Origin of the sequence: Pseudoalteromonas sp. MB47 (assembly GCF_011319765.1) — a bacterium.
Classification (GTDB): Bacteria; Pseudomonadota; Gammaproteobacteria; order Enterobacterales; family Alteromonadaceae; genus Pseudoalteromonas; species Pseudoalteromonas simplex.
Genome location: NZ_VFBD01000011.1, coordinates 162,340 through 174,137, shown reverse-complemented (window position 1 = coordinate 174,137; position 11,798 = coordinate 162,340). Strand labels below are relative to the sequence as shown.

Sequence of the window (11,798 nt, the reverse complement as noted above, 5' to 3'; positions counted from 1 at the left end):
GCGTCTGTGACCTTGTGGATATATTCGAACCTTATTCTTTTAGGCTGTCGAAGTAGACCTTCGCCTTTTTTAAAACGTCATTCTCCAACTGAGCATCTTCGAGTTGCTTCTCAAGCTTGCGAATTTGGCGTTCTAAATCTGTGTATGATTTGTCAGGGCCTTGGTTCTTTAGTGGCTTTGCCGTTTTCTTTTTCGAGGTCATGTGACTTCTCCAACTTGATAGCATGTCAGGATGAATACCGTACTTATTAGCGACCATCTTAACTGTATCTGTGGTGTCTAACGACTCTTGAACGACTTTTATTTTAAATTCGAGGGAATATCTACGCTGTGACTTTACTTTCATGATTACTGACTCCAAAAAGGTGTCTACTTTTATGGAGTCAGATCATAGATCGAGAGGGTTGTTTAGTGTGGTATCTCACTCAGCATTCGGCCTGTTCATTCTTCGGATAGGTTGGTTTGAGCGCAGCGAAACCCAACACAATCCATGTAAACCTTTTCTTTGGTAAAGCCAAACCACATTAAAGCACTCCCAAGGTTATGCTTGACCTAGAAGCTAGAACTTTTACCCTCGCAACTCACACCTAGCAACCAACTCTGTTATTTCTACTAAAACTAATTACTTACCTATAGCTAAAGTTGTTTTGGTTTCATCATTTCGTCATGAAAAACCACTTTTTTAGTAACAATGCCTTCTTAGTATGGCTGCGCTAATTATCCAAGTGCAGTTTAGTTAGCACTCAAATTCTTAAAATAACGTACTAACGGAACGTAACGATGAAAATTAATAAAATTGCTACTGCAATTGGTTTAACGCTGGCATTGTCAGCGACGGCCAATGCAGGTGTGTTACCAGACAGTCAAAAACAAAATGATTGGTATAGTGCTGCTGAAACAAAATTAACAGAAAAAGAGGCGGCGGCTCAGGCTGAGCAAACGTTTAAAGCTAAAAATGTCATTTTATTTGTTGGCGATGGTATGGGTATCTCAACGCTGACTGCATCTCGTATCATGGCGGGACAAATGGACGGCAAGTCAGGTGAAGAAGGCTTACTAAGCTTTGAAGAATTCCCTTACTCTGCGCAAATCAAAACCTACAACGTTGATGCGCAAACACCTGACTCTGCAGGCACGATGACAGCAATTATTTCAGGTGTTAAAACCGATGTAGGTGTAATTGGTGTAAACGAAAATATCGAGCGTGGCGAGTGTGCAACTGTTGCTGGTAACGAGTTAATTACCGCAACAGAACTGGCAGAAATTAAAGGTTTAGCAACAGGTGTTATCTCTACGGCGCGTATTACTCACGCAACACCGGCTGCAACCTATGCAAAATCAGCTGACCGTAACTGGGAAGACGTATCAGACATGCCGGCTGATGCTGTAGAAGCTGGTTGTGAAGATATTGCCTCACAACTTGTAAATTTTGAGAAAAACCTAGAAGCACGCTTCGTAGGGACTGACGTAGATGGTCTTGAAGTTGTGATGGGCGGTGGTCGTCGTCACTTCTTACCAAAAGACGCAACGTTTAACTCAACTGATGCAGTGAGCGAAGTAGAAGGTGACCGTACGGATGAGCGTGACCTAACGGCTGAGTGGCAAGAAATGTACCCTGATGGTAAGTACGTCATGGACCAAGCAGGCTTCGATACACTAAATGCTGACAGCAAACGTGTATTTGCATTATTTAACGAATCACACATGCAATACGAAGCAGATCGCGCTAACGATGTAGCGGGTGAACCGTCATTATCTGAAATGACAGGTAAAGCAATTGATATCTTAAAGAGCAATGAAAAAGGCTTTTTCTTAACGGTTGAATCAGGCCGTATCGACCATGGCCACCATGCGGGCAATGCTTATAACGCGTTAAACGATACCGTTGAATTTGCCAAAGCAGTGCAAACAGCAGTTGAGAACACCAACCCAGAAGAAACTCTTATTCTTGTTACTGCCGACCACAGCCACGTATTCACTATCGCGGGCTACCCAAAGCGTGGTAATCCAATCTTAGGTCAAGTAGTTGCTATTGGTAGCGAAGAGCCAAGCCTTGCGGCAGATGGTATGCCTTACACCACAGTTGGTTATGCTAATGGTTTAGGTTTTCGCGATTTAGGCGATGAAACCGACGCTGATGCATCTTATAGCGAAGCGGCATTTGCAGGCCGTGTTGATTTAACGGGTGTTGATACGACTACTCCTGGTTATCACCAAGAAGCCACTGTGCCACTAAGTTCAGAGACTCATGCAGGTGAAGATATTTCACTGCATGCAAAAGGTCCAGGTGCGCAACTAGCACAAGGCGTTGTGGAGCAAAACGTAATTTTCCACATCATTAACCAAGCTCTAGAACTAATTGAAGAATAATGGCGACGACGATGAAAAAACTAAATTTAATTTCTCTTGCTGTAGTAGTGGCATTAGCGGGTTGTTCTGATGACGATGACAACTCACCAAAAACATTAACCATTGAAAATACATTAGCTGTTGGCTCTGAGCAGTGCGTAAACGGTGGTACAGAAACCCTTACCGGTGAAGATAGCAACGATAACGGTGAGCTAGACTCAGCAGAAGTAACGGATACAAGCGTTGCATGTAATGCACCAGCAACGTCGTTAACGGCATCGCAATTAGCGCCGTTGACTGATAATGAATGGTTCAAGTCAGCACAAGTTAAAGTCGCTAGTAGCGAAGAAAACATTGCTGCCGTTGTAAAAGAGTCAGGTAAAGCGAAAAACGTGATTCTGTTTGTTGGTGACGGCATGGGTATTTCAACTGTCACAGCAGCACGTATTATGGCCGGTCAACTAGAGGGTAAGCTAGGAGAAGAGCATCAACTAAGCTTTGAAACACTACCATTCTCAGGGTTTGCTAAAACCTATAACGTTGATGCGCAAACACCTGATTCTGCGGGTACGATGACAGCAATGGCATCGGGCGTAAAAACGGATGCTGGCGTTATCGGTGTTGATGAAGACATCGAACGTGGTAACTGTGCAACGGTTGCAGGTAATGAACTAGTTACAGCCACTGAGCTTGCTGAGATTGCCGGTAAGTCGACGGGTATTGTTTCGACAGCGCGTATCACTCACGCAACGCCTGCAGCAACGTATGCAAAATCGGCTGACCGTAACTGGGAAGACGTATCAGATATGCCAGAAGCGGCGGTTACCGCTGGCTGTGAAGATATTGCATCGCAGTTAGTTAACTTTGAAGCAAACCTAGAGGCACGCTACGAAGGCTTAGATGTTGATGGTTTAGAAGTTGTGATGGGCGGTGGTCGTCGTCATTTCTTACCGAAAGACGCAGCGTTTAACTCTGCTGATGCTGTGAGCTCAGTAGAAGGTGACCGTACAGATGGTCGTGACCTAACAGCTGAGTGGAAAGCTAAATATCCTGCAGGTCAATATGTGATGGACCAAGCTGGTTTTGATGCAATTGATGCAGAGTCAACTGAGCGCGTATTTGGTTTATTCAATGAATCACATATGCAATACGAAGCAGACCGTGCAAACGATGTAGCAGGCGAGCCTTCACTTGCTGAAATGACAGCAAAAGCAATTGATGTGTTAGATAACAACGCCAATGGTTTCATGCTAACAGTTGAAGCCGGTCGTATTGACCACGGTCACCACGCTGGTAATGCTTACAATGCACTAAGCGACACAGTTGAGCTTTCAAAAGCAGTACAAGTTGCTCTTGATAAAACCAGCATTGAAGACACGCTAATCATAGTAACAGCTGACCACAGCCACGTATTTACCATTGCAGGCTACCCAAAACGCGGTAACCCAATTTTAGGTAAAGTGGTACCTGTGGGTAGTGATGAACCATCACTTGCAGCAGATAACATGCCATACACAACGGTTGGTTATACCAATGGTGGCGGTTTCCGCGACTTAGGTGATGAGACTGATGCTGATGCAGGTTATAACTTTGCACCGGTAACGGGTCGTGTTGATTTAACAGATGTTGACACAACAACGCCAGGTTTCCACCAAGAAGCTGTTGTACCACTAGGCTCTGAAACACACGCAGCAGAAGATGTGGGTGTGTATGCAGTAGGTCCAGGTGCACATTTAGTAACAGGCACTAATGAGCAAAGCCTTATCTTCCATGTTATGGATTATGCCGCTGACCTTGTTAAACAAGCCGATGCTAAATTAGCACAATAATGAGTGTTTGGGAGGCTCCATGCCTCCCTTACTCAATTAGTTATAAAGTAAACCAAGACAAAAGAGAATCCCGTGAAAGCAGCCATCTTACTTGCCTCATTACTTAGTCCACTTGCTGTTGCAGGGCAATGCGATATGAACACCGGTTTTACGCAAGCAGACTATAAAGTCACCACAGAAATCGTTGCTAATAAGCAGCATACTGAAAACACTTTTACCCTTTGGCGTACGCCTCACCAGGTGGCTAAGCAGAATCCACAATTTATTGAATTATGGCAACAGTTGCGCAATCAACAAATTCGCCCAATTCGTTATTTTCAGCATGCCCAGCGTGGTATTGAGTATCAACCATCGGAAGTGCAAGGTGAACAAGATTGGAGTAGCAAATATCAGCTAGTAAGCGATAAGTTTTTAGCCTCAATGACGCACCAGAAAAGCACCGGTGAAGGCTGTGAGTTAACAGAGTATTACACACAGCAGCAGGGTGAGAGCAAAATAGAGCTAAGCTGGCTTGCCAATCAAAAGTTACTCAAAGCAATTCGTATTTCAACACCAACTTATAGCCGTGAAATTGCTTTAACAGCCAGTCATTACAACCAGCAAAAGATTCAGGCAGAATTTGCGAAATGGGATAACTATCAAACGACCGATTACGCAGATATCGGTGATAATGAAAGCGATCCATTTTTAGCTAAAATGATCAACTTAGGGTTTGTTGAGCATGGTGCAAGTGGATTTTATGATGCGCAAGGTAATCAGCTCAAAGGTGAGCATGGTCATCATCACTAATTAAAAAAGGCACCTTGGTGCCTTTTTTGTTGTTTAATTACTTTAGCTTAAATCTAAAATGCATAGTTCCAAGTTAGATTTACAGTTCGGCCAGTGCCTGCAAAATAGCGAGTTGCCGATGGGTTTGTTTGGCCATAATAAGTGATGTAGTACTTATCTAGCAGGTTATCGATACCTAGGCTAAATGCACCATACTCAGCACTTTGATATTGCACTGATAAATCAACGGTTGTGTAGCCGTCAAATTCTTCACCAGTATTAAAGTCGCGATCAAACACTTTATTAACTTGTAAGCGGCTAGACAAACTTGCTGGCCATTGTTGCTGCCAGTAAAGGTTTAACCGTGTCGGTGAAATATTGCTGCCGCCTAAGTCGCTCTCTACTTTATTGTCGCCATCACCGTCATATTGGCCTTCTGTATCAGCGTAACTTGCACCGAATGTTGTGCTGTTAGTTAGGTAATACTGTGCATTGGCTTCAAAACCTGAGATCTCAGTGCGTTCACGTTTTACACTGTAAATACCATCAGCATCAGCTTGTAAACGAGAGCCTAAGTCTGAGTCAGATTCAAAGTAGCTGGCTTTAATATTGAAGCTATCGCTTGCATATTCAAAACCTAATTCGCGGTTATCAGAAATCACAGGTTCTAGGTTTAAGAAACTTTCAACCGATAAGCCAGCTTGGTTTATACCACGCAGTACACGCCCCACATCGGCCATGCTAAAGCCTTCGCTGTAGCTTGCGTAGAAACGAAGGTCATCAGTCACTTGGTAGACAACACCTAAGTTCTCTAATAATTCGTTAAAGCTTGGCTCACCGCCTTCTACAAAGCTGCTGTTGTAAGATGCTAGGGTAGTAAAGTCATCTACTTTTAATTTGCCGTACTCGTAACGAACACCGGCATTGAAAGTCCAATCTTCTAAGCCGTCATAACGTAGCTGAGCGAATGGTGCGATGTTATTAAACTTGGTTTTTGGCACCCAATGACGACCTGTTTGCGCAAGCTCTTGGTATGTTTCGTCAGAAAGTAAATCGATACCGGTCGCAATATCAAACTGGCTGCTTAATAGGTTATCTTTATTATAAGTAACGCGACTTCCAAACTTTTGTGACTTGTTTTGAGATTGGTCGTAAAGGTTTTCACCAAATTCAGGATCTTGGAAAGTACCAAATGTACCGCCGCCATACATTGCCGCAAAATCTTGCGTGAATAACTGAACTGCAAGGTTGCCGCCAGCGATATTAGTGTGGTTGTAATCAAGGGTGAAAGTTGTTACACGGTTGCGTGGTGCATCACCTTCTATATCGCCTTTTTCAGCTGATGTGGCAAGGCCTGTTGTTGGGTCACCATTAATAGCAACAAAATCTCCATTACCCTCAATTTTGTAGTGGTTCAGCATCGCTTGAATACTTTGTTCATTATCAAGCTGATATTTAACTTTTAAAAATAGGTCTAGGCTGGTTGAGTCTTGCGTATCACCTTGTGTGCCATCTAACCCAACAAAGTCTCCGTTACCATCGCGATACATACCTGTACTACGAGCCGATACACCACCAATAAAGCTAATATCATCTAGCTGTTGGCTGAATAAGTAGCTGGCTTTATAGCTTTGGCTGTCGCTGCCACCGTCTGTCGGAGTGCTAAACCCCGCGCTCATTTGGTGATTAAAATCGCCTGCTGATTTTGTGATGATATTAATAATACCGCCGCTTGCGCCCATGCCTTGGATTGCATTAGCACCACTGATCACTTCGATGCGTTCGATCATAGCAGGATCAATTGTATTGCCGTCACGAGAACCATTACGCAACGGGTTCGACTGAGGTACACCATCAATCATGTATAGCGGTTCACGGCCACGTAGTGTTTCACCTGCGCTAGTCATCTTTTGACGGCTTGGTGAAAAACTCGGTAATAAATTACCTAAAATTTGCGATAGATCTTGAGTGTGAGCAAGTTGCTCAGCAATGTCTTCACTGGTAATAACGCTGATAGTTGCAGGTACAGTACTAACAGGTGCCGTACTACGCGTTGTAGAAACAGTAATACGCTCAATATCTTGAGCCTGATTTGCTAACGCAGCGATAGGAGTAAGTAAAAAAGGAAGCGCAAATTTCATTGACATCGTTAAATCGCTATATAATTGTTATTAAAAATTGTTCGTATTTATACATGTGTTTATTACTGCAATCAATATTGTGTAAAGGCTATAAAAACTTGGTTTACTTTGGTTTTTCTGTAAGTGACTGATAATGATTATTTAATTTTTCTAAACGGTTATTTAATTAATTTAAAAAATAATTGGTAAAAAAGCCGCTTGTTGATTACCGTTAATGAAGGAGGAACAGTCATGACAAAAATAAATACAAAACACCCTGCGGGTACTTTCTGTTGGGCCGAGTTATGCGCAAAAGACTGGCAAGCTGCAAAGCAATTTTACACGCAACTTTTTGACTGGGGTTTTGATGATCAGCCAATAGGTGAAGACATGTATTACACCATGCTGCAAAAGCAAGGTGATGATATTGCCGCTATGTATCAACTGCCTGCAAGTATGAGTGAGATGCCAACCCATTGGTTATTATATATTGCTGTTGATGATGTTGACCAAAGCACTGAGCTGGCAAAATCATTGGGGGCAACGGTTTTGGCAGGGCCACATGATGTCATGACGGCAGGTCGCATGGTGATGCTGCAAGAGCCTGGCGGCGCAACATTTGCCTTGTGGCAAGCGGGTGAGCATATCGGGGCTAAAAGAGTGCAAGAGCTTAACCTACTTTATTGGTTTGAGCTTGTGTCGAAAGACATGCAAAAAAGTCGCAACTTTTATTGTCAGTTATTCGGATGGCAGTTTGAGGTGAAACCCATGGAAGGTATGGACTACACCTTATTCACTATTGATGAGCAACCGATAGCAGGCATGCTCGAAATGACCGATGAATGGCCAGATGATATTCCACCGCATTGGATGCCGTATTTTGCGGTAGCAGATTGCGATCAGGCGGTTGCCAAAGCAACGCAGCTTAATGGCGCTATTTGTGTACCAGCAACAGACATTCCAGATGTTGGGCGTTTTAGTGTGATTACCGACCCACAAGGGGCCGTTTTTTCTATTCTTAAGTCAACCATTGATGAATTAACTTAAGCTCTTGGTTTTTGCCAATCTGTCCCAAAGTATACACCTAAGCCTCATCAAGATGCAGAAACTCGCACCTTGAGGTGGTTTAGGTATAAATACCCCCAACTAAGGAGCAGATTGATGACTAAGCATGTGGTGGTTACAGGGGCCAATAAAGGTATTGGCCTTAATTTATGTAAACAATATTCAGCCCAAGGTTACCGTGTTACCGCGGTGGTTCGCACCCCAAGCGAAGAACTTCAAGCACTCGATGTGAAAATTATTAGCGACATTGATGTATCTAACGCCGATGATGTTGCAACACTTGCCAATTACTTACACGGCGACAAAATTGATATTTTGGTTAATAACGCCGGTATTTTTCACAACGAAACATTCGCTGATATGGACTTTGCTGCCATCGAAAAGCAAATTAGCGTGAACAGTATCGCGCCTATTCGTATTACGCATGCATTACAGCAAAGTTTAGGTATTGATGCTAAAGTGGCGATGATTACATCGCGCATGGGCTCAATTGCTGATAACGGCTCGGGCGGTTACATTGGTTATCGCATGTCAAAGGCGGCCCTTAATGCTGCGAGTGTTAGTTTAGCCTATGAGTTAAAAGATAAAAAAATTGCTGTTGGCTTATTTCACCCAGGCTTTGTACAAACGCAAATGGTTAATTTTGCTGGCGATATCAGCCCTGAAACTGCAGCAGAGCGTCTCATCAAACGTATTGATGAACTAAACCTTAGCAACACAGGTGGGTTTTGGCATTCAAATGGTGAAGCGCTACCTTGGTAATACTTTTTTCACTGTTTTTATAACTCGGTTAGTTAGTAGCTAAAAAGCTGCTAACTGCTGATAAGTTTCGCTAATTTTTGAACTTATAGTTTGCTATACTCGTACAATTAAAAGTCATTTTGATGTAGAGAACAGCACATGGAATTAGAGCAAAATAGCGAATTAACCCTTCCTCTTTTTTATTTCGATGAAAACCTTCATAGCCGCGATATTGAATCTCCAGATCTATTATTACATGTAACGTTAAGCGAAGAGTTACTTGCGCAGCTTTGCCAAAACCCAGCTGCTGATAGCAGTGTCGCTATTGCTATTAATGAATATCGTCTTGAAGCGTTAAATGATGATTATCAAGTATTGATTAATAGTGAGCACGACGCGCAGTTAACTTTAGTTCGCGGGCCATTATTGAGCGCAATGCTTAGCTGTGACAATGATCAAACTTTTGTGTCGCCGCAAGTAGATATGATGCCAACCTTCGATTTAGGTGATGACGTTGAAGATATCGAGGAGGAAGGATGAGAAAAACCCTCACGACCGTATTCGGCCTTATTCTTTTAAGTGGCTGTGCATATTTAGGCGCTGCTCATTACGATGAATTGTTTGGTGAAGAGCAACCTAGAGAGCGTGTTGTTGCTGCATCAACACTTGAAGGCGCCGAGTTTTTAAGTGACGTAAAACCTGTTCTTGACACTCGTTGTGTGGTTTGTCACGGCTGTTATGATGCACCTTGTCAGCTTAAGTTATCTTCTGTGGAAGGAATTGACCGAGGTTTAAGTAAAGAGCGTGTCTATGATGGCACACGTTTGCTTGCACAAGAGCCAAGTCGTTTACTATTTGATGCGACAACCACAGCTCAGTGGCGTGAAAAAGGCTTTACGCCAGTGCTTAACGAGCGAGTACAAACCGAAGAAGCGAACCTTGCCGGTAGTGTGCTTTATAACTCTTTGGTGCTTAAGCAAAGCAGCCCTCTGCCTAAGCAAGCTATTTTAGGCGATGAGTTTGATTTTTCACTCGATCGTGAACAAACATGCACCACAATGAATGAGTTTGATTCATTTGCTAAAGATAATCCACACAGTGGTATGCCATATGGTTTACCGGGGATCTCAAGCGAAGAGTTTCAGCACCTTGCTAAATGGCTCAGAAAAGGCGGATATCTTGCTCATATTGAGCCCCCAGAAAAAGGCGTACTTAAGCAAGTGGAGCGCTGGGAAGCTTTCTTAAATCAAGATGGTTTAAAGCATCAACTAGCTGCTCGTTATATTTACGAGCACTGGTACTTAGCGCATATTTATTTTCCTGAGCATGGCGATAAACACAGCTACTTTAAACTAGTTCGCTCTTCGACTCCGCCGGGAGAAGAGATCAAGCATATTAGCACGCGTCGCCCTTATGAAGACCCTAAAGTTGAACGAGTTTACTATCGTTTAATGCATGACCGCTCGACTATTTTAGCTAAAACACATTTACCTTTAGCATTAAATGATGAAAAACTTGCCCGCTTACATTCGCAATTTATTGAAGCTGATTATCAAGTAAATAAATTGCCAAGCTATAAGCCTGAAGTAGCATCAAATCCGTTTAAAGCTTTTGCAGCAATTCCAGTAAACTCGCGTTATCAATTTATGCTTGATGAAGCAGAGCTTATAATCATGGGCTTTATTAAAGGTCCTGTTTGTCGTGGTCAAATCGCGTTAAACGTGATTAACGATCAGTTTTGGGTTGGTTTTGCTAAGCCTGAAATGGCGGCGACACCTAAAGTCGGTGAAATGTTGTTACAACATGAAGATGCGCTAGCTTTACCTGCAGAAGAAGAAAGTAACGCTTTACCGATTTCTAGTTGGGTAAAGTACTCAAAACGCCAAAACAAATACTTATCAGCAAAAGTTGCACTGGCAAATAAGATGTTTGAGAACGGTCAGCACCTTACCACCGATTTACTTTGGCAAGGTGATGGTCATAACCAAAATGCAGCGCTGACGGTGTTCCGTCATTTCGATAGTGCAACGGTTGTAAAAGGGTGGATAGGCCAGCAACCAAAGACTGCTTGGATACTCGATTATGCCTTATTTGAACGTATTCATTACTTGCTGGTGGCGGGGTTTGATGTGTACGGCAATATAGGTCATCAGCTTTTAACTCGTTTGTATATGGACTTTTTACGCTTAGAAGGCGAAGCAAATTATCTGGCGTTATTACCAGAAGCTAAACGTAAAGAAGTTAAAGCTCAGTGGTATCGTAAATCACCACCTAGTTTAACCAGTTTCTTTGAAGATGAACTGTCATTTAGTCAACCTACTGGCATTGAATTCAAAACAGCAGATCAGCAGTCTGAGCTGTATAACATGCTTAAAGAGAAGCTCAAACCAATTTTGAGTCCTCGTTATGACTACACCAAAGTGCCAGAACCGCTTGCACAAATAAATGATTTGCCTGTCAAAGCAATTAATCTACTGCCGCAAATTTCGTTTGTGTTAGTCAAAGAGGGCGATGAACAGCACAAAGCCTATACTCTTATTCATCACAATGCTCATTACAATATTTCGAGTTTATTGAATGAAGAAGGGCAGCGAGCTTATGACGAAGATACTGTAACAATTGTACCGGGGTTTATTGGTGATTACCCAGAAGCAATTTGGTATCTACATAACGAACAACAGGTTGCTGCATTTGCAGCTGGGCTTGCTAAAGTGACTGATGAGACGGCATATAGAGACCTGAAAAGCGAATTTGCGATTCGTCGAACGCATCCTCAGTTTTGGCAATACAGCGATATTTTGCATCGTGTAGCTAAAGAATACCGAGGTGTCGAATTTGGGTTATTTGATTATAACCGCCTCGAAAATAGGTAGTCTTTAAGTACAGCTTTGTTTGTTGATAAAGCCCACTTAATAGTGGGCTTTAC

9 protein-coding genes are annotated in these 11,798 nt (G+C 42.8%); 7 read left to right on the top strand and 2 right to left on the bottom strand.

Features of this window, described 5'->3' with window-relative positions:
* Positions 1 to 31: 31 nt before the first annotated feature.
* On the bottom strand, positions 32 to 346 hold the full coding sequence (locus tag IMPJCBKJ_RS07640; RefSeq protein WP_138600120.1) for a transposase: 315 nt from the start codon (positions 344 to 346) through the stop codon (positions 32 to 34).
* 434 nt (positions 347 to 780) lie between these two features.
* Between IMPJCBKJ_RS07640 and IMPJCBKJ_RS07635 the strand changes: the two genes are divergently transcribed.
* The 3 genes from IMPJCBKJ_RS07635 (at position 781) to IMPJCBKJ_RS07625 (ending at position 4,967) form a co-directional block, all read left to right on the top strand.
* A complete protein-coding gene (locus IMPJCBKJ_RS07635) occupies positions 781 to 2,370 on the top strand; it encodes an alkaline phosphatase (RefSeq protein ID WP_166339646.1) in 1,590 nt (529 codons plus the stop codon).
* 11 nt (positions 2,371 to 2,381) lie between these two features.
* Positions 2,382 to 4,178 (top strand): alkaline phosphatase, encoded by a 1,797-nt coding sequence (locus tag IMPJCBKJ_RS07630; RefSeq protein WP_138601209.1) that lies wholly within the window; start codon positions 2,382 to 2,384, stop codon positions 4,176 to 4,178.
* 72 nt (positions 4,179 to 4,250) lie between these two features.
* Positions 4,251 to 4,967, top strand: coding sequence for a hypothetical protein (locus IMPJCBKJ_RS07625; RefSeq protein ID WP_166339644.1), 717 nt, complete (start codon positions 4,251 to 4,253; stop codon positions 4,965 to 4,967).
* A gap of 53 nt (positions 4,968 to 5,020) precedes the next feature.
* On the opposite strand, the gene IMPJCBKJ_RS07620 is transcribed toward IMPJCBKJ_RS07625, so the two are convergent.
* On the bottom strand, positions 5,021 to 7,087 hold the full coding sequence (locus IMPJCBKJ_RS07620; RefSeq protein ID WP_166339642.1) for a TonB-dependent receptor: 2,067 nt from the start codon (positions 7,085 to 7,087) through the stop codon (positions 5,021 to 5,023).
* A gap of 231 nt (positions 7,088 to 7,318) precedes the next feature.
* Here IMPJCBKJ_RS07620 and IMPJCBKJ_RS07615 point away from each other — a divergent pair, with 231 nt between their 5' ends.
* The 4 genes from IMPJCBKJ_RS07615 to IMPJCBKJ_RS07600 all read left to right on the top strand — a co-directional run bounded on the left by IMPJCBKJ_RS07615 (position 7,319) and on the right by IMPJCBKJ_RS07600 (position 11,745).
* Complete coding sequence (locus IMPJCBKJ_RS07615; RefSeq protein WP_166339640.1) at positions 7,319 to 8,113, top strand: VOC family protein; 795 nt, start codon at positions 7,319 to 7,321, stop codon at positions 8,111 to 8,113.
* A 114-nt stretch (positions 8,114 to 8,227) separates the two neighbouring features.
* Complete coding sequence (locus tag IMPJCBKJ_RS07610) at positions 8,228 to 8,893, top strand: SDR family oxidoreductase (RefSeq protein WP_166339638.1); 666 nt, start codon at positions 8,228 to 8,230, stop codon at positions 8,891 to 8,893.
* A gap of 138 nt (positions 8,894 to 9,031) precedes the next feature.
* Positions 9,032 to 9,412 carry a hypothetical protein gene (locus tag IMPJCBKJ_RS07605; protein WP_054554103.1) on the top strand — a complete coding sequence of 127 codons (381 nt, stop codon included), beginning with the start codon at positions 9,032 to 9,034 and terminating at the stop codon, positions 9,410 to 9,412.
* A complete protein-coding gene (locus IMPJCBKJ_RS07600; protein ID WP_166339636.1) occupies positions 9,409 to 11,745 on the top strand; it encodes a fatty acid cis/trans isomerase in 2,337 nt (778 codons plus the stop codon). Before IMPJCBKJ_RS07605 ends, IMPJCBKJ_RS07600 begins: the two co-directional genes overlap by 4 nt.
* The last annotated feature ends 53 nt before the right edge of the window (positions 11,746 to 11,798 follow it).